Origin of the sequence: Enterobacter bugandensis (assembly GCF_900324475.1) — a bacterium.
GTDB lineage: Bacteria > Pseudomonadota > Gammaproteobacteria > Enterobacterales > Enterobacteriaceae > Enterobacter > Enterobacter bugandensis.
In genome coordinates, this window is sequence record NZ_LT992502.1 from 3712791 (window position 1) to 3733055 (window position 20265).

Consider the following 20265-nt stretch of genomic DNA (forward strand, 5'->3'; position numbering starts at 1 on the left):
ATGTCTATTCTGGTTAAAAATAACATTCATTGGGTGGGTCAACGTGACTGGGAAGTGCGCGATTTCCACGGGACGGAATACAAAACGCTGCGCGGCAGCAGCTACAACAGCTATCTCATCCGCGAAGGTAAAAACGTCCTGATCGATACCGTCGATCACAAATTCAGCCGTGAGTTCGTGCAGAACCTGCGCGGTGAAATCGACCTGAATGACATCGACTACATCATCATCAACCATGCGGAAGAGGACCACGCCGGGGCGCTGACCGAGCTGATGTCCCACATTCCGGATACCCCAATCTACTGCACCACCAACGCCATTGATTCAATTAACGGCCACCACCACCATCCGGAGTGGAACTTCCACACCGTAAAAACCGGCGACACGCTGGATATCGGCAACGGCAAGCAGCTGATCTTCGTCGAAACCCCGATGCTGCACTGGCCGGACAGCATGATGACCTACATGACCGACGACGCGGTGCTGTTCAGCAACGACGCCTTCGGCCAGCACTACTGCGACGAACGCCTGTTCAATGACGAAGTGGATCAGACCGAGCTGTTCGAACAGTGCCAGCGCTACTACGCCAATATCCTGACCCCGTTCAGCCGTCTGGTGACCCCTAAAATTACCGAGATCCTCGGCTTCAACCTGCCGGTGGACATGATTGCGACCTCCCACGGCGTGGTGTGGCGTGAAAACCCCACCCAGATCGTCGAGCTGTACCTGAAGTGGGCCGCGGATTACCAGGAAGACCGCATCACTATCTTCTACGACACCATGTCCAACAACACCCGCATGATGGCGGACGCGATTGCCCAGGGGATCAATGAAGTTGACCCGAACGTGGCGGTGAAAATCTTCAACGTGGCGCGCAGCGATAAGAACGAGGTATTGACCAACGTCTTCCGCTCCAAAGGCGTGCTGGTGGGTACCTCCACCATGAATAACGTGATGATGCCGAAGATTGCCGGCCTGGTGGAAGAGATGACCGGCCTGCGCTTTCGTAACAAACGCGCCAGCGCCTTTGGCTCTCACGGCTGGAGCGGCGGCGCGGTAGACCGTCTTTCTACCCGTTTACAGGATGCGGGTTTTGAGATGTCCATGAGCCTGAAGGCGAAATGGCGTCCGGATATCGACGCGCTGGAAATCTGCCGCCAGCATGGCCGCGACATCGCCCGTCAGTGGGCGCTCGCCCCGCTTCCTGAAGTCACCGCAAAACCTGCGGAACAGCCACAAACCTGTTCTGCAGCAGCCAGCACCGATCTCGGTCCGCGCATGCAGTGCAGCGTCTGCCAGTGGATCTACGATCCTGAGCTGGGCGAACCGCTGCAGGATGTAGCCCCGGGCACGCCGTGGAGCGAGGTGCCGGACAACTTCCTCTGCCCGGAATGCTCCCTCGGCAAAGACGTGTTTGATGAACTGGCAACGGAGGCAAAATGAGCAACGGCATCGTTATCATCGGCTCGGGCTTTGCTGCCCGCCAACTGGTGAAAAATATCCGCAAACAGGATGCAAACGTGCCGTTGACGCTGATCGCCGCCGACAGCATGGACGAGTACAACAAGCCTGATTTAAGCCACGTCATTAGCCAGAATCAGCGCGCCGATGACCTCACCCGCCAGACGGCGGGGGAGTTCGCGGAGCAGTTCAACCTGCGTCTGTTTCCGTACACCTGGGTCACCGATATCGATGCTGACGCCCACGTGGTAAAAGCGAAAGAGAAAACCTGGCAGTACGACAGGCTGGTGCTGGCGACCGGGGCATCTGCGTTTGTGCCGCCGGTTGAAGGCCGCGAGCTGATGATTACCCTCAACAGCCAGCAGGAGTATCAGGCCAGCGAAACCCGGCTACGCGATGCCGCCAGAGTGATGATCGTCGGCGGCGGGCTGATCGGCACCGAGTTGGCGATGGACTTCTGTCGGGCGGGAAAATCCGTGACCCTGGTTGACCACGCGGCGAGCATTCTGTCGGCGCTGATGCCGGCAGAAGTAAGCAGTCGCTTACAGCATCGTCTGACTGATATGGGCGTGCATCTGCTGCTGAAATCGCAGCTACAAAGCCTGAGCAAAACCGAAGGCGGTATCCGTGCCACGCTCGACCGCAGCCGCAGCGTAGAAGTGGATGCGGTGGTTGCCGCGACGGGCCTGCGCCCGGAAACCGCGCTGGCGCATCGTGCAGGGGCTGAAATCAACCGCGGCGTGAAGGTAAATAGCTACCTGCAAACCACGCGGCCGGATATTTATGCCCTGGGCGACTGCGCGGAAATTAACGGCCAGGTGCTGCCCTTCCTGCAACCGATACAATTAAGCGCCATGTATCTGGCAAAAAACCTGCTCGGCGGCAGCGCGCCGCTGAAATTACCCGCCATGCTGGTAAAGGTCAAAACGCCGGAATTGCCGCTGCATCTTGCAGGTGAAACGCAGCGTCAGGATCTGAACTGGCAAATTACCCTCGAACCGCAGGGAATGGTGGCGCGCGGCACCGATGCAGACGGTCAGATGCGCGCCTTTGTCGTCAGCGAAGACCGGATGAAGGAGGCTTTCGCGCTGCTGAAATCGCTACCTGCTTAACCCTCGTATTGCCGGGTGGCGCTCCGCTTACCCGGCCTACATGCAGACCCGCGCAAGCGTAGCGCCGCCGGGTAAAACAGGGTGGGGAGTTCAGGAGCGCACCACCAGCGCGTCGTAGCCGCGCCAGCGATAGTTGGCCATGGAGATGAGCCAGCAGGCAACGAACAGCCCGACAACCACAAACCCGGCGTTGCCCAGGTTGTCATTTACCGCGCCGATCAGATCCCAGATGCCGCCGCTGAGGGCAAATTTATCCATCAGCAGGCCCAGCGCTTCCAGCCCGCCGATAAACAGCGCCACCACCACGGAGGTGCCGGTGATGGTCATGTTGTAGTAGAGCTTGCGCTGCGGTTTATCAAACGCCCAGCCGTAGGCACCGACCATCAGCAGGTTATCGAGCGTATCCACCAGCGCCATGCCGCTGGCGAAGAGCGCCGGGAAGATCATGATTGACCACACGGACATCCCGCTGGAGGCGCTGGCGGCGGAGATCCCCAGCACGCCAATTTCGGTGGCCGTGTCGAAGCCGAGGCCAAACAGGAAACCCACCAGATACATCTGCCAGCTTTTATTGACGAGGCGGAAGGTTTTACCGAACAGCCAGTTCATAACGCCCCCCTGGGCAGGCAGCGTGACGTCACCCTGCACCGTCTGGCCCTTTTTCAGCGCCTGGAAACTGCGCCAGACGCCGCGCAGGATCACCATATTCACCAGCGCCATCGCCAGCAGGAAGGTGGCGGATACCGCAGTGCCAATCAGGCTGCCGGTTTCGTGGAACCATTCCATGTTTTTCTGAAACGCCGTGGCGGTGGCGGCGATGGCAATGGAGGCCAGCACCACGATGGTGGAGTGCCCCAGCGAGAACCACGCCCCCACCCCGCACGGGCGTTTGCCCTGCTGCATCATCTTACGCGTCACGGTATCAATGGCCGCGATGTGGTCGGCATCCACCGCATGGCGCAGCCCGTAGCACCACGCCAGCAGGCTGGCGGCCATCAGCGCCGTGCTGCCGCTAAAAGAGTGCCATGCCCATCCCCAGGCCAGCAGGTTTGCCATTACCAGAGCCAGCAGCAGAAGCGCGGCGCGAGGTTCGTTGCGTAACAGTCGTAACATTTTAAATCCTTTTTGAACATGACCGGGCAGCGGCAACCACCGCCTGCCCGAAGGAGATCGCTCCGTCACCTGCGGGCAGGCGCGAAGGAAAAAGAAGCGTAAAGTCAGAGAGATGATGACGCAGGCGCGTGCGCAGCAGGCGGTTGTGCAACACGCCGCCGCTGAAGCAGATTGTCGAAATCGATAAGCGTCGGGCATGGCGCGCGGCGAGCTGAGCCAGCCCTTTTGCCAGCGCGTCGTGAAACGCCCACGCGCGCTCGCAGGGCTCCGCCTGCCAGTTCAGCCACTGCTGCCAGAACAGCGCAAGGTTATTCGCTTCCAGAATCACCGGATGGTCAACGCCCGCGCACTGCGATGCCAGCGCCTCCAGCCTGCACGCTGCCTCGCCTTCATAGTACTGCGCGTCGATGCCCAGCGCGCAGGCGACCGCGTCAAACAAACGACCGCAGGACGAGGCCTGTGGCGCGTTGATGCCACGCTGGAGCGCCGTTGCCAGCAGCGGCCAGCTGTGGCGCTGAACCGCTCGCGTTTCCGGGTAGCGTTGCCAGTCCGGGACAAACGCCAGGCAGTGGGCGAGCAGATTACGCCACGGCTGCTTTGCCGCCAGATCGCCGCCCGGCAGCGCCACGGCAGGCAGGCCGCCGAGCCGTTCGCAGTCGAGATAGTTCACCCGCAGGCACTCTCCGCCCCACAGCGCGCCGTTCTCGCCCATGCCGATCCCGTCCAGCGTCAGAGCGATAGCGTCTCCGCCGCCGAGCGGCCAGCCGTTCTCCGCCAGGCACGCCGCCGCGTGAGCGTGATGATGTAGCACGGTTTCGACGGGCAGCGCCTGCTCCTGCGCCCACCGGCGCGCGCGATACCCCGGATGGGCATCGCACACCAGCTTATCAGGCTGGAAAGCGTAGATGTCCTGCATCGTCGAGAGCGCGCTGCGCCACTGCGCCTCTACGCCCTCGTCGCTCAGATCGCCAAAGTGCTGGCTCAGCACCGCCTGGTTGCCGCGCACCAGGCAGAAGGTGTTTTTCATCTCTGCACCGGTACACAGCATGGCGGGGATATTCTCAAAACCCGCAGGCAACGTGACGGCATCGGGCACAAAACCCCGGGCGCGACGCAGGATAGCGCCATCCCGATCCATCACCGAATCATCCATGCGCTGCAGGATGTCGCGGTTGTGCAGCAGGAAGCCGTCCGCGATGCCGCTGAGATCCTCCAGCGCCTGCGCGTTGGTGACGGCAGGCGGCCTGCCACTGAGGTTGCCGGAGGTCATCACCAGCGGGCGCCGGCAGTCCATCAGCAAAAGATGCTGGAGCGGGTTCGCGGGCAGCATCACGCCAACGCAGTCGAGCCCAGGGGCAATTTCCTCGGGAAACGCGGGAAGCGAAGCTTTCGGCGTCAGCACGATCGGTGCCGCGGGCGAGCGTAACAGCGTCTGTATCGTCTCCGGCAGATCGTCCGCATCCGGTAGCATCACCGCCAGCGGCTTCGTCGGGCGCTGCTTGCGCATTCGCAGTTTCTGTATCGCCTGCGGATCCAGCGCGTCGCAAACGAGGTGGAAACCGCCCAGCCCTTTCACCGCGACAATGCCGCCGCCTTTCAGCATCGCCACCGCCGCGCGTAAAGCCGACTCGCGTATGGCAACAGCATCTCCGGCTCGCCATTCCAGCTGCGGCCCGCAGTCCGGGCAGGCCACCGGCTGGGCGTGGAAGCGGCGGTCGGCCGGGTTGCGGTACTCGGTTTCGCACGGCGCGCAGAGCGGGAATGCGGCCATCGACGTGGCCGGACGGTCGTACGGCATGGCGCGTATAATGGTAAACCGCGGCCCGCAGTGGGTGCAGTTGATAAACGGGTAACGATAGCGGCGCTCGCGGGGATCGCGCATTTCAGCCAGACACGCCGGGCAGGTGGCGGCATCCGGCACGATTTGCGTATCCATCGCCCCGCGATCGCTGTGGCGGATGGTAAAGTCCTCAGGCATGTCCGCCCAGGTGAACGGCTGCGTTTCAACGCGATCGATGCGCGCCAGCGGTGGGCAGTCCTGATGCAGCCTCGCGGTAAAGTCCCCCCCATTACCCGCGAGACGCACCAGGACACCCTCTCCGTCGTTGCAGACATCACCCACAAGCTTCAGCCGGTGCGCCAGCTGCCAGACGAAGGGCCGAAACCCCACGCCCTGCACTTTGCCGCGCACCCGAAGCAGTACGCCGTTAACGCTCATCGCAGCTTAAAACAGCAGCGATGACGAGGTGTCGAACGCCGCGCGACGGCGTTTTTCTGCGCTCATCTGCTCAAGCTTGTCACGATCCACGCAGACCAGCGCGTGCGTCGGGCAGGCCTCCATACAGGCCGGGCCGGCTTCGCGGTGATAGCAAAGATCGCATTTATTGGCTTCGGCTTTCTCCGCCCGCACGCTCAGCCCCATGCCGCTGTTGCGCACCACCGGGCGGACAACCACCTCCATCGCGCCATACGGACACGCCACCACGCAGGTTTTGCAGCCGATGCAGCGCTCCTGCATCACGTGCACAAAGCCCTTCTCGTGCTTAATCGCCCCGTTCGGACAGACGTTGGCACACGGCGCATCTTCACACTGGCGACAGATGGCGGCGGTGGAAATATTCACACCTTTAATGACGTGAATGCGCGGCAGGAAGGTATCGGGAGTGAGAGAGGCGCAATCCTGCTCCGCCTGGTGGGAAACCACGCACGCCACTTCACAGGTACGGCAACCAATGCACTTGCTGGCATCGGCCATTATAAAACGGTTCATCTGCTTCTCCGGCATAACTGTTATGCGCGAAGCTATTCATAAACCGTGCCAATATTTAACACACTGATTTTTAAGGATAATAAAAACGCAGCGTTTCTGTCATCGTCATTAGTGACGATGACAGATGTCGACGTCAGCGGTGCGGGCCATCGGTAACGGAGTCGCGCAGGACAAGCTCGCCAGAAAAGGTTTGCTGATATTTGAACTCTCCGCCGTCGAGCATGAAAATCAGGCGACTGACGATCTCCTGGATCATCGCCGTCACCGGAATACGGACGCTGGAGAGCGACGGCACGATGTAGGGCGCTATCGCCACGTCGTCAAAGCCGATGACGGACACCGCGTCCGGCGTGGCGACCCCGCTGTCGTGCAGCTGCTTGATGGCGCCGATCGCCATATCGTCGTTGCTCGCCACCAGCGCGGTAAACGGTTCGCCGCGGGAGAGGAGTTGAGTGACCGCCGCCGCGCCGCTGGCCGGGTTCCACTTCCCTTCGGCGATAAGCGCGTCACGCGCTGCAATACCGTGCTGCGCCAGCGCATCCCTGTAACCGGAAAGACGCTCAACCCCGGTGGGGGAATCCAGCGAACCGGTGATAAAGGCAATCTCCCGGTGCCCTTTCGCAATCAGCTGCGACACCGCGTCCTGACACGAGGCTTTATGATCGGACCAGACGCTGTGGCTGCTGTTTTTCCGCAGGCGGCGGTTAAGCACCATAATCGGCTGCTCGCATTTCTCGACGAGCTCGTCCAGCTCTTCCACGCTCAGAAAACGCGGGTAGATAATTACCGCATCGCAGCGCATATCCAGCAGATACTGGATCGCCTCGCGCTCTTCTTCGGCGCTGTGCTTGCCGTCGGCGAGGATCAGCTGCCGCCCTTTTTCTTCCGTCATCCGCGCGGCGTTAAACAGCAGCTCGCTAAAGTAGACGCCGTGATACAGGGTGTTGGTCACTACCAGCCCAAGCGTCTGGGTGCGTTTGGTCGCCAGGTTTCGCGCCAGCAAGTTCGGGCGATAGCCGCTCTCTTCAATGGCCTGAAAAACCCGGTCTTTGGTCTCCTGGCTAACGTAGCCGTTGCCCGACAACACCCGGGAGACCGTCGCTTTCGATACGCCTGCCCGCTTCGCCACTTCCAGCATCGTGGTCATATTGTTCTTCCATCCGAAACTCATGCGGGCAGTGTACTGCACCGCGAAAAAATTGTCGCAGCGACGACGTCACGCTTTCTACACCCCACTGCGATCTTCATCACGAAAAGAAAAAATGTCCAAAAAGCGGTCTTGTTTCAACAAAAGAAACTCATGATGATTATGTGGAACCGGTTTCCTACATTTCACACAACGATAACAGGAACAGATCCGATGGCCAAAAACTACGCTGCGCTGGCAAACGACGTTATCAGCGCGCTGGGCGGCAAAGAGAACATCGTCGCCGTCACCCACTGCATGACGCGCCTGCGTTTCGTTCTGAAAGACGAAAATCTTACCGACGTTGCGCGCCTGAAAAGCATCAGCGGCGTGCTTGGCGTGGTGCGTAACGACAACCAGTGCCAGGTGATTATTGGCAACACGGTTTCACAAGCGTACCGCGAAGTAGTGAGCCTGCTGCCCGTTGACCTGCAGCCCGTGGTACCGGAAGGCCCGCAGAAGCTGACGTTACGCCGCATTGGTGCCGGGATCCTCGACGCGCTGATCGGCACCATGTCGCCGCTGATCCCGGCGATCATCGGCGGTTCGATGGTCAAGCTGCTGGCGATGATCCTCGAAATGACTGGCGTGCTGGAAAAAGGCGCGCCGACGCTCACCATTTTGACCGTCATAGGCGACGGGGCGTTCTTCTTCCTGCCGCTGATGGTGGCGGCCTCGGCGGCGGTGAAGTTTAAAACCAATATGTCGCTGGCGATTGCCATCGCGGGCGTGCTGGTGCACCCGAGCTTTATCGAACTGATGGCGAAAGCCGCGCAGGGCGAGCACGTTGAGTTCGCCTTTATTCCGGTGACGGCGGTGAAATACACCTATACCGTCATCCCGGCGCTGGTCATGACCTGGTGCCTGTCGTATATCGAACGCTGGGTGGATCGCATCACCCCGGCGGTGACCAAAAACTTCCTCAAGCCGATGCTGATCGTGCTGATTGCCGCCCCGCTCGCCATCGTCCTGATTGGCCCGCTGGGGATCTGGATCGGTAGCGCCATCTCCGCGCTGGTTTACACCATTCACGGCTACCTGGGCTGGCTCTCCGTCGCCATCATGGGCGCACTGTGGCCGCTGCTGGTGATGACCGGGATGCACCGCGTGTTTACGCCGACCATCATTCAGACCATTGCCGAAACGGGCAAAGAAGGAATGGTGATGCCGTCAGAAATCGGCGCCAACCTGTCGCTCGGCGGCTCGTCGCTGGCGGTGGCATGGAAAACGAAAAACCCGGAACTGCGCCAGACGGCGCTGGCCGCGGCGGCCTCCGCCATCATGGCGGGGATCTCTGAACCGGCCCTGTACGGCGTAGCGGTACGCCTGAAGCGTCCGCTGATTGCGAGCCTGATCAGCGGCTTTATCTGCGGCGCGGTGGCGGGTATGGCAGGCCTTGCCAGCCACTCGATGGCGGCGCCGGGGCTGTTTACCAGCGTGCAGTTCTTCGACCCGGCCAACCCGATGACCATCGTCTGGGTGTTTGGCGTAATGGGGCTGGCCGTGGTGCTGTCATTTGTTCTGACCCTGCTGTTAGGGTTTGAGGATATTCCGGTCGAAGACGAGGCTGAAAAAGCGCGCGCCCTGCAGACCGCACCGGTACAGAACAACGCAGCAAAAGCATAAATTGAAAGCGAGGTAAGAATGTCTGTTTTTCCACAAGGATTTTTATGGGGCGGCGCGCTTGCCGCCAACCAGAGTGAAGGTGCTTACCGTGAAGGCGGCAAAGGACTGACGACGGTCGATATGATCCCCCACGGCGCGAACCGCCTGGCGGTGAAGCTGGGTAAGGAAAAGCGTTTTTCGCTGCGTGACGATGAGTTTTACCCGAGCCATGAAGCGATTGATTTTTACCATCGCTATAAAGAGGACATCGCCCTGATGGCGGAGATGGGCTTTACGGTGTTCCGCACCTCGATTGCCTGGAGCCGCCTCTACCCGAACGGCGACGAGCCGCTGCCGAATAAAGAGGGCATCGCCTTCTACCGGGCGGTGTTTGAAGAGTGTAAAAAGTACAACATTGAGCCGCTAGTAACGCTCTGCCACTTCGACGTGCCGATGCACCTGGTGACGGAGTACGGCTCCTGGCGCAACCGTAAGATGGTCGATTTCTTCGCCCGCTACGCCCGCACCTGCTTCGAGGAATTTAACGGGCTGGTGAAATACTGGCTGACCTTCAACGAAATCAACATCATGCTGCACAGCCCGTTTTCCGGCGCGGGGCTGGTGTTTGAGGAAGGTGAAAACGAGGATCAGGTGAAATACCAGGCCGCGCACCACGAGCTGGTGGCGAGCGCGCTGGCGACCAAAATCGCCCACGAGGTGAACCCGGAAAACCAGGTCGGCTGCATGCTGGCGGGCGGTAACTTCTACCCGTACTCCTGCAAGCCGGAAGACGTGTGGATGGCGCTGGAGAAAGACCGCGAGAACCTGTTCTTTATCGACGTGCAGGCGCGAGGCAGCTATCCGGCCTACTCTGCCCGCGTGTTCCGCGAAAAAGGCGTTGTGATTGTGAAAGATCCCGGCGACGACGAACTGCTGAAAAACACCGTCGACTTTGTCTCGTTCAGCTATTACGCCTCGCGCTGCGCGTCGGCGGACATGAACGCGGGCAACACCAGCGCGGCAAACATCGTGAAGTCCCTGCGTAACCCGCATATTCAGGTAAGCGAGTGGGGCTGGGGCATCGATCCGCTCGGCCTGCGTATCACCATGAACATGATGTACGACCGCTACCAGAAGCCGCTGTTCCTGGTGGAAAACGGCCTCGGCGCGAAGGACGTCATTGATGAAAACGGCGAGATCAACGACGACTACCGCATCAGCTACCTGCGCGAGCATATCCGCGCGATGGGCGATGCGATTGAGGACGGCGTGCCGCTGATGGGCTACACCACCTGGGGCTGCATCGACCTGGTGTCGGCCTCAACGGGCGAGATGAGCAAGCGCTACGGGTTTGTGTACGTTGACCGCGACGATGCCGGCAACGGGACGCTGGACCGCAAGCGCAAGAAATCGTTCTGGTGGTATAAGAAGGTGATTGCGAGTAACGGGGCGGATCTGGCGTAGCCTGTTGCCCGGTGGCGCTGCGCTTACCAGGCCTACGGTTTTGTAGGCCGGGTAAGGCGTAGCCGCCACCCGGCACTGCTCAGAGCGGAGAAAACCCTCCATCCCCAACCCACTCCGCCAGCCGCGAATACACCTCTTCCACCGCCGCCTTCACCGGCGGCGTCATCGGGTAATAAAACCCGACAATGTCCGGCTGGATACCCAAAAACAGCACCTCGCCCACCTCGTCTTTAATCTGATCGACCAGGTAGTTCAGCGGCATATTGTGGGTAGTCATCATAAACATCTCGGCGATGTCGTCCGGGTCAATCAGGCGGATCTCGCCCGGGTTCAGCCCCATATCGGTGGCATCGACAATCAACAGCCTTTCCGGACGCAGCTCGCGAATGGCGACCACATCGTTTTCCGGCGCGCTGCCGCCGTCAATCACCACCCAATCGCCCTGCGGGTTCGCGGCGCACATCTCCGCCAGCAGCGGGCCCGCGCCGTCGTCGCCCATCATGCTGTTGCCGACACACAATAAAACGTCAGTCACGTAATCTCCTCACCATCAGGTAGATGGCGCTCTCCTGATGAATATCGTGCAGCATGCCGAGCAGCGTTTTGCTCCACGCCTGCTGCGCCGGGGTTTGCCTGCCGAGCGCCGCGTCAAAGGCGTTAGCGAGCATCGCAATATGGTTGGCATCGATGACGATCTCGCCATACTTCGGCACGCCCTCCATCTTGCGCCGCGCGGTGCTGCCCTCCTCCAGCGTGGCGATCCACGCCAGGTATTCCGTCCACGGGCAGGTTAGCGCCGCCTCCAGACAGTCGATCACCCCGAGGTGGTGCCCAATCGCCAGGCTGTAATAGACCACCTGCTGCGCCGCATCCGGCGTGGCATCGTTCTCATCAATAAACTTACGGCTCAGCTGGCTGAACACCACCGTTTCACTCATCGGATACGCGCCTCATCCACAATGCTGTTCAGGTTTGCCACGATCTCATTGAGACGCGGATCGTTTTCTGCCTCCAGCCAGCGCGCCACCTGATGGTCGCCCTGGCTCAGCAGGCGCAGGTAATCGTCGGCAATCTGACGCCCGTAGCGATAGCCCGCCAGCCTGCGCGCCGTGCGGTCCACCTTCACGCGCAGCGGCTGCACCATGTCCGGATGCAGAATGGCTGCGGGCTGGTTGTCGATCTCGCCAGGTGCGCGGGCGTGGATCTTCTGCTCCAGCAGGCCGAGCGCCATCGCAAAGCCGTACAGCGTGGCGGCGGGCGTCGGCGGGCAGCCCGGAATATAGACATCCACCGGCACGATTTTGTCGGTGCCGCCCCAGACGCAGTAAAGATCGTGGAAGATGCCGCCGCTGTTGCCGCAGGCGCCGTAGGAGATGCAGATTTTCGGATCCGGCGCGGACTGCCAGGCGCGCAGCGCGGGCGATCGCATGGCGCGGGTCACCGCCCCGGTAAACAGCAGAATGTCCGCATGACGCGGGGACGGTACCACTTTGATGCCGAAGCGCTCGGCGTCAAATAGCGGCGACAGGGTGGCGAAGATCTCGATCTCACAGCCGTTGCAGCCGCCGCAGTCCACGCGGTAGACGTAGGCCGAGCGTTTGATTTTTTTCAGTAGCGACGCCTTCATGCTGGCGATGGACTCCTCCACCGTCAGCGGCACCGGAATGCCGTTATCGTCGCGCGGGCCGAGTAAGTTTTCCATCAGCTGGCCTCTCTCATATGGCGGGTAATATCAATGCGGTCGGACGGCAGCAGGCACTTCTGACGTTTGCACTCCGGGCAGGTTTCGAAGCTTTCGCGGTGATGCTCCGCGCGGGCGTCGCCGTTGTGCTGCAGCAGCGCGATGGCGTAGTCGATCTCTTTTTGCACGGCGAACGGACGCTTGCAGACGCGGCAATTGCACAGCGCGAAGCGCGACTGCTGGAGAAAATCCTCTTTTTTCCACACCGCCAGCTCGTACTCCTGAGAAAGTCGAATGGCGACCGTCGGGCAGACCTCCTCGCAGCGGCCGCAGAAGATGCAGCGCCCGAGGTTAAACTGCCAGGCCAGCTCGCCGGTTTTGAGGTCCGTTTCCACCGTTAAGGCGTTCGACGGGCAGGCGTTGACGCAGGCCGCGCAGCCGATGCACTGCTGCGGGTTGTGCTCCGGCTTGCCGCGAAAGTTTTTATCCACCGGGATCGGCTCCAGCGGATAGCTGCTGGTCTGCGCGCCGGTTTTGATTACTTTTTTGATAAAGGTAAACATGGCGTGTCCTTATTTCAGCGGCGAGTTCTTGCGCTCGATGCTGTAGCGCTCAAGCTCTTTGTACGGCACTACCTGGCTTTTCTTCTTGCGCACGTCCACCACCGTCATGCGGTCGGTGCAGGAGTAGCACGGATCGAGGCTGCCGATGATCAGCGGCGCGTCAGAGACCGTATTACCGCGCAGCATATAGCGCAGGGTAGGCCAGTTGGCGTAGGTCGCCGCGCGACAGCGCCAGCGGTAGAGCTTCTGATTGTCGCCGGTCATGCTCCAGTGGATATCATCCCCTCGCGGCGCTTCGGCAAAGCCGAGGGCAAAGCGGTTTGGAATGTAGGTGAAGCCCTCCACCATCAGCGGACCGCCCGGCAGGTTGTCCAGGCCGAAGTCAATCATGTTCAGGGCGGTGTAGACCTCGTTGATACGCACCTTGAGGCGAGATATAACGTCGCAGCCCTGTTCGCTGTGCACGGTCATCGGCAGCAGGCCGTAGCCGACGAACGGGTGATCGGCGCGGGTGTCGCGGGCGTGGCCGCTGGCGCGCACCATCGGGCCGACATTGCTGAAGTCGCGGGCAATTTCCGGATCGAGGCGACCAATCCCGACGGTGCGCTGCTCGATGTTTGGCGTGCTGAGCAGCATGTCCACCAGCTCCTGCACGTCCCGGCGCATCTGCTGCGCCAGCTGACGGGTCTTGATCATGTCGTCTTTCAGCAGGTCGCGGCGGATCCCGCCGATCAGGTTCAGGCCGTAGGTTTTACGCGCCCCGGTGAGAATTTCCGCCATCTTCATCGACGCTTCGCGCACGCGGAAAAACTGCATAAACCCGGAGTCAAAGCCGACGAAGTGGCAGGCAAGGCCGAGGTTCAGCAGGTGCGAGTGCAGGCGCTCCACCTCCAGCAGAATGGCGCGGATCATCTGCGCGCGCTCCGGCACCACGATCCCCATACCGTTCTCCACCGAGGTGGTGTAGGCGGTGCTGTGGGCGAAGCCGCAGATGCCGCACACGCGGTCTGAGAGGAACGTGACCTCGTTGTAGCCCATGCGGGTTTCCGCCAGCTTCTCCATGCCGCGGTGGACGTAGAACAGGCGGTAGTCGGCGTCGATGATATTTTCGCCGTCGACGAACAGGCGGAAGTGGCCCGGTTCGTCGGAGGTGACGTGCAGCGGGCCGATCGGCACCACGTTGTTCTTCTTGCTGCCCAGCTCATTGATGAACTCGTAGGTTTCGCTGTCGGTGGTCGGGGCCGGACGCTGGCGGTAATCCATGCTGTCCTTGCGCAGCGGATAGAGTTCATCCGGCCAGTCGTCCGGCAGCACCAGACGACGCTCGTCCGGCAGGCCGACCGGCACCAGGCCGTACATGTCGCGCACCTCGCGCTCACCCCAGACGGCGGCAGGAACGCGCGGCGTCACGGACGGGTATTCCGGCTTAGTCGGGTCGACTTCGACGCGCACGGTGAGCCAGCACTTTTCGCCCTGCTCCATCGACATCACGTAGTACACCGCGTAGTTACCGCACAGCTGGCGCTCGTCGTTGCCGAACAGCACCGACAGCCAGCCGCCCTGCTGGTAATAGAGAAACTCCACCACTTCCGGCAGGTAGTTCACCTTCACGGTAATGGTGATCTGATCTTTGGTTTGCCAGGACTCCTCCAGCACCACGCCGGGGAAAGCCTGATGCAACGCGGCGAGATACTGCTGACCTTTCTTTTCTTCAGACATAAACACTCTCTTTAATCACGCCACCAGCAAGGAGACGAACGCTAAAAATGCAAAACCAAAACCGGCCCAGGTGATGCGCGAGGTTGCCGCAAAACGCAGGCGTGCCATGCTGTTTTCAAACAGGGCGATGACCAGCACGCCGACCAGCAGCTTGAGGGCGGCCACCACCACGGCCAGCAGCAGGCCGCCTGCAGAGAAGTGCGTCATCTGCCCCCACGGGAAGAAAACGCCAACAAACATCTGCAACACCACCAATTGCTTAAGGCTGATGCCCCACTTCAGCACCGCGAAGCCGTAGCCGCTGTACTCGGTAAGCGGCCCTTCCTGCAGCTCCTGCTCCGCTTCCGCGAGATCGAACGGCAGCTTGCCCATCTCAATAAACGTGGCGAACGCGCAGGCGCAGAGTGCCAGCACGAGCGGGATGGAGCGGGCCACCGGCCAGTGGTAAACGGTGTCGGTGATAAAACTGATGTGGGTCGAACCTGCAACCTGCGCGGCCACCCACAGCCCCAGCAGCAGGATCGGCTCAACCAGCACGCCGAGCATCGCCTCGCGGCTGGCGCCGATGCCGGTAAACGGGCTGCCGGTATCTAGCCCGGCAATCGCAAAGAAGAAGCGCGCGATAGCGAAGAGGTAGATGAGCGTAATCAGATCGCCGAGCACCGGCAACGGCGAGCCTACCGTGACCACCGGCAGCGCGGTGGCGATGGTGAGCATCACGCCGACCATCACGAACGGCGTCAGGCGGAACACCCAGCCCGCGGCATCCGGCGCGACGCTCTGGCGAGAGAGCAGTTTGAAGAGATCGCGGTACTCCTGGAGCACGCCAGGCCCGCGACGGTTGTGCATTCGGGCGCGCGCCACGCGCGTGATGCCCGACAGCAGCGGCGCGGCGGCGAACAGCACCAGCGCCTGAAGAATTGCCAGTAACAGACTCATGTCAGGCTCCTCGTGAAATCACAATCACCACCAGCACCGCCAGCTCGATCAGCGCCAGTCGGCGGAACAGCACGGGCACGGCAGCACTCTGCCAGCCCGGCACCCAGCCCTGCGGGTTAAGCCACTGGCGCAGCTTTAGCACGACGGCGAAGTTCTCCTTCACCGGCATGGCAAAACCGTGGGCGGTAATGACCATCGACGGCTCGTGTTCGTAGCCGCAGGCCCACGCCGCGCCGCGCGAGCGGGAGGCGAGACGGTCGCGTCTGAAGAACAGCATCAGCACGAACGGCAGGAGCGGCCCGGCGATCAGCAGCAGCGCCATCATCGGCTGGGAGACAACGGTATGCGCCGTCGCCAGCGGCAGCGGAATGGCGTGGCCCAGCAGCGGCAGCAGCCACGGCGCGGCAACCCCGCCCGCAATGCAGCACAGCGCCAGCGCGACCACGCTGGTGGCCATCAATACCGGGGCGCAGCAGGCGTTCTCCGCTTCACGGGTGCGCGGCGCGCCGAGGAAGGTGACGCCGTAGACTTTCGCCATGCACATCACCGCCAGCGCCCCGGTAATCGCCAGGCCCACCGCCAGCAGCGGGCCGAGCAGCCGCGCGATAAACGCGTCGCTCTGGCCGAGCGCGAAGAAGGACTGATAGATCACCCACTCCCCGGCAAAGCCGTTCAGCGGCGGCAGCGCGGCCATCGCCATCAGCCCCACCAGCATGGCGAGTGAAATCATCGGCATCTTTTTGCCAATCCCACCGAGCTTTTCGATATCGCGATGGCCGGTGCGGAACCAGACGCTGCCCGCGCCGAGGAACAGAGTGGTTTTAAACAGGCTATGGTTGACGAGGTGATACAGACCGCCGATAAACCCGGCGGCAATCAGCGCCGGTTGGTTGAGCGCCAGCCCGGTGACGCCCGCGCCCATGCCGAGCAGGATGATGCCGATGTTTTCCAGGGTGTGATAGGCCAGCAGACGCTGGATGTTGTGCTCCATCAGGGCGTACAGGCCGCCGACAAAGGCGGTGATCATCCCCGCAATCAGCAGCGCTACCCCCCACCACAGCGGCGGCTGACCGCCCGTCAGGGTAATCGTCAGGATACCGAACAGACCGACCTTCATTACCACCGTCGAAAACAGCGCGGCGGCGGGCGCAGAGGCATTCGCGTGCGCCTGCGGGACCCAACCGTGCAGCGGGATAATCCCGGCCAGCAGGCCAAAGCCGACTGTGCCCAGCAGCCAGACGTCGTTCCCCAGCGGCTGGCCGTTAAGCGCGGCAAAGTCCAGGGTGCCGAAACGCTGCCACACCAGCCAGCAGGCCAGCGCCAGCAGCAGCGTGCCGAGGCGTCCGAGCGCAAACCATAGCTTGCTGGAGGCGCTGCAGCCGGTCAGGAACACGCCACACAGCGCCATGATCTCCGCCATCACCACCAGCGCGCCGAGGTTGCTGGCGATAACCGTGCAGACCGCGGCGGCCATCAGCAGATTGACCAGCAGGCCGTTGGCTTTGGTCTGCTGATGGCGGTGCCAGTCGATATTGAACAGGCTGATAAACAGCCCGCACAGGCCAAAGGTCACCAGCCAGATGGCGTTCAGCGGCGTAATCGCCACGGTATGGCGAATCAGCGGCATGAGTGTTTCCACTGATTGTCCGCCGAGCAGGACGACACCGCCCGCCGCCAGCGTCATCAGGCTGCCGACCGCCCCGCCGATACCGGCTATCCAGCCGCTCAGGGTTTTATGGAAAGAGAACACCAGCGCCAGCGCGGCGGCAGCGGCAAAGTACGCCACGGCGCTGTTAATCATAAATATCGCGTTCATTTCGCCCCCTCGTTAAGCGCCTGCAGAAGCGAAAGATCGCCGACGTCGGTATTAATGGTCAGCTCGCGCTTGCGCCTGCTGGTGCGGGCGATATCGCGGATGTTAACCAGGATCAGCGCTTTGGTCGGGCAGGTCCGCACGCAGGCCGGGCCCTGTTCGTCAAAGCTGCACAGGTCGCACTTCACCGCAATAGCGCGGATGCCGGGCACCCAGTCCAGCAGCGTGCTCACGCGTGCCGGAGCCGGTGGCGCAGGCGGCGCTTTCGGGGTATTGGCGTTCGCCGGGATATGCAGCGGGCGGCTGCCGGAGAATTCAATGGCACCGAACGGGCAGGCGATGCCGCACAGCTTGCAGCTCACGCACAGGCTTTCGTTCAGCTGGACCGCGCCATCGACGCGGGTGATGGCATTGACGGGACAGACGCCCGCGCACGGGGCATCTTCACAGTGGTGGCAGAGCTGCGGGGCAGACTCTTTCTCATTACGCATGACGCGCAGGCGCGGCATGGACTGCAGCCCGTGCAGGCGGTGCGTTTCCGAACACGCCGCCTCACAGGTCCGACAGCCAATACAGACCGTCGAGTCAGCAATTACAAAACGGTTCACCGGGCAATCCTCTGGTGATAGTCATTTTTGACGACGAAAAACTGTCTCATCGACACTTTTCGACATTCGGTTATCAGGCAAGATTTGCGGGGGCCTTTCCCACGACGAGCTGTTTGAGGTCTACCGGCAAGTCGTGCTCAACCGCGGCGTAGAGACCGTTGTAAACCGGCGCGATTTTCTCCAGATAGTGCTCAAGCACCTGCTGGCGATCGCGGTTGCTGACGTAGCCGTCGACCATGCCGTCGGCCATCAGCTGCGCCTGCGCAATACGTTGTTTTTCACCCTCTTTATTCTCAACGTAGTACTCGATGGTGTGGCTGTTAAAGCTGTCTGCCAAGGTCACAAAGACCGTGAAATGACCGAACAGGACAAAGCGCATATCCCCCTGCGCCGCACAGCTCATTGCATGATGCAGTCGGGCTTTTGACAGAGTGATCCCCTGCACCAGAGAGTTACAGTAGAGGTGCCACTGATCCTGAAGCTGCTGGTGGCGCTGCGCGATGTAATCCGCTTTTTCGCTAATTTCCCAAATAGTCATAGAAGGTATCCGGTTAATGGAGATAGCGGCTGTTAAGCAGATTCCGTGCCAGTTTTTAATTTGTTGATTTGAATGATTTTTATCAAAAAAGACACTGTCAATGCCGCCGTGTCGACGTGTCATTTCGACAGCGCTGACATCGTCACGCCGTAACGCAAATCAAGCTGGCACCGTTATTGCATTTACTGGCGCAAATCATTGAGGAGGCGTCATGCACGAAATCACCCTCTGCCAGCGGGCTCTGGAACTTATCGAACAGCAGGCTGTGCAGAACCACGCGAAGCGCGTCACCGGCGTCTGGCTGAAGGTCGGCGCCTTTTCCTGCGTCGAGAGCAGCGCCCTCACCTTCTGTTTTGAACTGGTGTGCCGCGGCACGCTGGCGGAAGGCTGCGCGCTGCATATTGAAGAGCAGCAGGCAGAGTGCTGGTGCGAGCAGTGTCAGCAGTACGTCACCCTGCTCTCATCAAAGGTTCAGCGCTGCCCGCAGTGTCAGAGCACGGGTCTTCGCATCGTGGCGGATGACGGTATGCAGATCCAACGCCTCGAAATCGAGAAGGAGTAATGTATGTGTAGCACCTGCGGTTGCGCCGAAGGCAACCTGTATATAGAAGGGGATGAACACCGTCCCCACTCCGCGTTTCGCTCCGCGCCCTTTTCCCCTGCCCCGCGTCCTGCGGCGGCCCTGACCGGCATCACCTTTGCGCCGCAGCGCTCCGACACGGGCGACCTACATTACGGCCACGGCGAAGCGGGCACCCACGCACCGGGCATGAGCCAGCGCCAGATGCTGGAGGTGGAGATCGACGTGCTGGACAAAAATAACCAGATCGCCGCCCGCAACCGCGCCCGCTTTGCGGCCCGTCAACAGCTGGTGCTCAACCTGGTCTCCAGCCCCGGCTCCGGTAAAACCACCCTGCTGACCGAAACCCTCAAACGGCTGAACGAACGCGTCTCCTGCGCGGTTATCGAAGGCGATCAGCAAACCGTTAACGACGCGGCGCGCATCCGCGAAACCGGGACGCCCGCCATCCAGGTTAACACCGGCAAGGGCTGCCACCTGGATGCGCAGATGATTGCCGACGCCGCCCCTCGCCTGCCGCTGGCGGATAACGGCATCCTGTTTATCGAAAACGTCGGTAACCTGGTATGCCCGGCAAGCTTCGACCTCGGCGAACGGCATAAAGTGGCGGTGCTCTCCGTGACCGAAGGGGAGGACAAGCCGCTGAAGTACCCGCACATGTTCGCCGCCGCCTCCCTCATGCTGCTGAACAAAGTTGACCTGCTGCCGTACCTGAACTTCGACGTGGATAAGTGCCTTGCCTATGCCCGCGAGGTGAACCCGGACATTCACATCCTGCTGGTTTCCGCCACGCGCGGCGACGGCATGGACGCCTGGCTGGACTGGCTGGAGAGCGAACGATGTGCATAGGCGTACCGGGACAAATCCATTCCCTCGACGGCAATCAGGCCAAAGTGGAGGTTTGCGGCATCCTGCGCGACGTCGACCTGACGCTGGTGGGCAGCACCGATGAGACGGGCGCGTCGCGCCTCGGCCAGTGGGTGCTGGTCCACGTGGGGTTTGCGATGAGTGTGATTAACGAAGCGGAAGCCCGCGACACGCTGGACGCGCTGCAAAACATGTTTGACGTGGAGCCGGACGTGGGCGCGCTCCTGTACGGCGAGGAGTGCTAGC

The 20265-nt window shown here is 61.3% G+C and carries 20 protein-coding genes; 7 read left to right on the top strand and 13 right to left on the bottom strand.

Annotation, left to right across the window (positions count from 1 at the left end; translation table 11 throughout):
- Positions 1–1443, top strand: coding sequence for an anaerobic nitric oxide reductase flavorubredoxin (gene norV / locus DG357_RS17905; protein ID WP_088204189.1), 1443 nt, complete (start codon positions 1–3; stop codon positions 1441–1443).
- Positions 1440–2573 carry an NADH:flavorubredoxin reductase NorW gene (norW, locus tag DG357_RS17910; RefSeq protein ID WP_049002020.1) on the top strand — a complete coding sequence of 378 codons (1134 nt, stop codon included), beginning with the start codon at positions 1440–1442 and terminating at the stop codon, positions 2571–2573. Before norV ends, norW begins: the two co-directional genes overlap by 4 nt.
- Before the next feature lie 90 nt (positions 2574–2663).
- On the opposite strand, the gene DG357_RS17915 is transcribed toward norW, so the two are convergent.
- From DG357_RS17915 to DG357_RS17930, 4 genes are all read right to left on the bottom strand, one after another.
- Positions 2664–3686 carry a HoxN/HupN/NixA family nickel/cobalt transporter gene (locus DG357_RS17915; protein WP_045261259.1) on the bottom strand — a complete coding sequence of 341 codons (1023 nt, stop codon included), beginning with the start codon at positions 3684–3686 and terminating at the stop codon, positions 2664–2666.
- Between the two features lies 1 nt (position 3687).
- Positions 3688–5904, bottom strand: a complete 2217-nt coding sequence (gene hypF, locus DG357_RS17920; protein ID WP_088204190.1) for a carbamoyltransferase HypF — start codon at positions 5902–5904, stop codon at positions 3688–3690.
- A gap of 6 nt (positions 5905–5910) precedes the next feature.
- Positions 5911–6456 carry an electron transport protein HydN gene (hydN, locus tag DG357_RS17925; RefSeq protein ID WP_088204191.1) on the bottom strand — a complete coding sequence of 182 codons (546 nt, stop codon included), beginning with the start codon at positions 6454–6456 and terminating at the stop codon, positions 5911–5913.
- Positions 6457–6589: 133 nt separating this feature from the next.
- Positions 6590–7603 (bottom strand): LacI family DNA-binding transcriptional regulator, encoded by a 1014-nt coding sequence (locus DG357_RS17930; protein ID WP_032644912.1) that lies wholly within the window; start codon positions 7601–7603, stop codon positions 6590–6592.
- 213 nt (positions 7604–7816) lie between these two features.
- On the opposite strand from DG357_RS17930, the gene ascF reads away from it, so the two are divergent.
- Together ascF and DG357_RS17940 are read left to right on the top strand one after the other, a co-directional pair.
- On the top strand, positions 7817–9268 hold the full coding sequence (ascF, locus tag DG357_RS17935) for a PTS cellobiose/arbutin/salicin transporter subunit IIBC (RefSeq protein ID WP_045261256.1): 1452 nt from the start codon (positions 7817–7819) through the stop codon (positions 9266–9268).
- Between the two features lie 18 nt (positions 9269–9286).
- Entirely contained in the window at positions 9287–10711 is a 1425-nt protein-coding gene (locus DG357_RS17940; RefSeq protein WP_045261255.1) for a 6-phospho-beta-glucosidase, read from the top strand.
- 79 nt (positions 10712–10790) lie between these two features.
- On the opposite strand, the gene hycI is transcribed toward DG357_RS17940, so the two are convergent.
- The 9 genes from hycI to hycA form a co-directional block, all read right to left on the bottom strand.
- Positions 10791–11246 carry a hydrogenase maturation peptidase HycI gene (hycI, locus tag DG357_RS17945; RefSeq protein WP_069732778.1) on the bottom strand — a complete coding sequence of 152 codons (456 nt, stop codon included), beginning with the start codon at positions 11244–11246 and terminating at the stop codon, positions 10791–10793.
- Entirely contained in the window at positions 11239–11649 is a 411-nt protein-coding gene (locus DG357_RS17950) for a formate hydrogenlyase maturation HycH family protein (protein WP_088204192.1), read from the bottom strand. Before DG357_RS17950 ends, hycI begins: the two co-directional genes overlap by 8 nt.
- A complete protein-coding gene (locus DG357_RS17955) occupies positions 11646–12413 on the bottom strand; it encodes an NADH-quinone oxidoreductase subunit B family protein (protein WP_028014210.1) in 768 nt (255 codons plus the stop codon). Before DG357_RS17955 ends, DG357_RS17950 begins: the two co-directional genes overlap by 4 nt.
- A complete protein-coding gene (locus tag DG357_RS17960) occupies positions 12413–12955 on the bottom strand; it encodes a formate hydrogenlyase complex iron-sulfur subunit (protein ID WP_041908477.1) in 543 nt (180 codons plus the stop codon). Before DG357_RS17960 ends, DG357_RS17955 begins: the two co-directional genes overlap by 1 nt.
- A gap of 9 nt (positions 12956–12964) precedes the next feature.
- Positions 12965–14674, bottom strand: a complete 1710-nt coding sequence (gene hycE, locus DG357_RS17965) for a formate hydrogenlyase subunit HycE (RefSeq protein WP_088204193.1) — start codon at positions 14672–14674, stop codon at positions 12965–12967.
- 15 nt (positions 14675–14689) lie between these two features.
- Entirely contained in the window at positions 14690–15613 is a 924-nt protein-coding gene (locus DG357_RS17970; RefSeq protein WP_041908474.1) for a respiratory chain complex I subunit 1 family protein, read from the bottom strand.
- Position 15614: 1 nt separating this feature from the next.
- A complete protein-coding gene (gene hycC, locus DG357_RS17975; protein ID WP_088204194.1) occupies positions 15615–17429 on the bottom strand; it encodes a formate hydrogenlyase subunit 3 in 1815 nt (604 codons plus the stop codon).
- Entirely contained in the window at positions 17426–18034 is a 609-nt protein-coding gene (locus DG357_RS17980) for a 4Fe-4S dicluster domain-containing protein (protein WP_028014215.1), read from the bottom strand. Before DG357_RS17980 ends, hycC begins: the two co-directional genes overlap by 4 nt.
- A gap of 73 nt (positions 18035–18107) precedes the next feature.
- The gene (gene hycA / locus DG357_RS17990) at positions 18108–18572 is read right to left on the bottom strand and encodes a formate hydrogenlyase regulator HycA (RefSeq protein ID WP_041908468.1); all 465 of its coding nucleotides are present in this window, start codon (positions 18570–18572) and stop codon (positions 18108–18110) included.
- Positions 18573–18783: 211 nt separating this feature from the next.
- Between hycA and hypA the strand changes: the two genes are divergently transcribed.
- The 3 genes from hypA to DG357_RS18005 are packed head-to-tail and all read left to right on the top strand — an operon-like array spanning position 18784 to position 20264.
- Positions 18784–19134: a hydrogenase maturation nickel metallochaperone HypA gene (gene hypA / locus DG357_RS17995; RefSeq protein ID WP_088204195.1), complete on the top strand. Its 351-nt coding sequence runs from the start codon at positions 18784–18786 to the stop codon at positions 19132–19134.
- A gap of 3 nt (positions 19135–19137) precedes the next feature.
- A complete protein-coding gene (gene hypB, locus DG357_RS18000; protein WP_088204196.1) occupies positions 19138–20001 on the top strand; it encodes a hydrogenase nickel incorporation protein HypB in 864 nt (287 codons plus the stop codon).
- On the top strand, positions 19992–20264 hold the full coding sequence (locus tag DG357_RS18005; RefSeq protein ID WP_047364419.1) for a HypC/HybG/HupF family hydrogenase formation chaperone: 273 nt from the start codon (positions 19992–19994) through the stop codon (positions 20262–20264). Before hypB ends, DG357_RS18005 begins: the two co-directional genes overlap by 10 nt.
- Position 20265 lies beyond the last annotated feature (1 nt).

Bases quoted from the DNA above. Each gene is read 5' to 3' on its own strand.
- norV (WP_088204189.1), top strand. From the start codon at position 1: ATGTCTATTCTGGTTAAAAATAACATTCATTGGGTGGGTCAACGTGAC.
- norW (WP_049002020.1), top strand. From the start codon at position 1,440: ATGAGCAACGGCATCGTTATCATCGGCTCGGGCTTTGCTGCCCGCCAA.
- DG357_RS17915 (WP_045261259.1), bottom strand. From the start codon at position 3,686: ATGTTACGACTGTTACGCAACGAACCTCGCGCCGCGCTTCTGCTGCTG.
- hypF (WP_088204190.1), bottom strand. From the start codon at position 5,904: ATGAGCGTTAACGGCGTACTGCTTCGGGTGCGCGGCAAAGTGCAGGGC.
- hydN (WP_088204191.1), bottom strand. From the start codon at position 6,456: ATGAACCGTTTTATAATGGCCGATGCCAGCAAGTGCATTGGTTGCCGT.
- DG357_RS17930 (WP_032644912.1), bottom strand. From the start codon at position 7,603: ATGACCACGATGCTGGAAGTGGCGAAGCGGGCAGGCGTATCGAAAGCG.
- ascF (WP_045261256.1), top strand. From the start codon at position 7,817: ATGGCCAAAAACTACGCTGCGCTGGCAAACGACGTTATCAGCGCGCTG.
- DG357_RS17940 (WP_045261255.1), top strand. From the start codon at position 9,287: ATGTCTGTTTTTCCACAAGGATTTTTATGGGGCGGCGCGCTTGCCGCC.
- DG357_RS17950 (WP_088204192.1), bottom strand. From the start codon at position 11,649: ATGAGTGAAACGGTGGTGTTCAGCCAGCTGAGCCGTAAGTTTATTGAT.
- DG357_RS17955 (WP_028014210.1), bottom strand. From the start codon at position 12,413: ATGGAAAACTTACTCGGCCCGCGCGACGATAACGGCATTCCGGTGCCG.
- DG357_RS17960 (WP_041908477.1), bottom strand. From the start codon at position 12,955: ATGTTTACCTTTATCAAAAAAGTAATCAAAACCGGCGCGCAGACCAGC.
- hycE (WP_088204193.1), bottom strand. From the start codon at position 14,674: ATGTCTGAAGAAAAGAAAGGTCAGCAGTATCTCGCCGCGTTGCATCAG.
- DG357_RS17970 (WP_041908474.1), bottom strand. From the start codon at position 15,613: ATGAGTCTGTTACTGGCAATTCTTCAGGCGCTGGTGCTGTTCGCCGCC.
- hycC (WP_088204194.1), bottom strand. From the start codon at position 17,429: ATGAACGCGATATTTATGATTAACAGCGCCGTGGCGTACTTTGCCGCT.
- hycA (WP_041908468.1), bottom strand. From the start codon at position 18,572: ATGACTATTTGGGAAATTAGCGAAAAAGCGGATTACATCGCGCAGCGC.
- hypA (WP_088204195.1), top strand. From the start codon at position 18,784: ATGCACGAAATCACCCTCTGCCAGCGGGCTCTGGAACTTATCGAACAG.
- hypB (WP_088204196.1), top strand. From the start codon at position 19,138: ATGTGTAGCACCTGCGGTTGCGCCGAAGGCAACCTGTATATAGAAGGG.
- DG357_RS18005 (WP_047364419.1), top strand. From the start codon at position 19,992: ATGTGCATAGGCGTACCGGGACAAATCCATTCCCTCGACGGCAATCAG.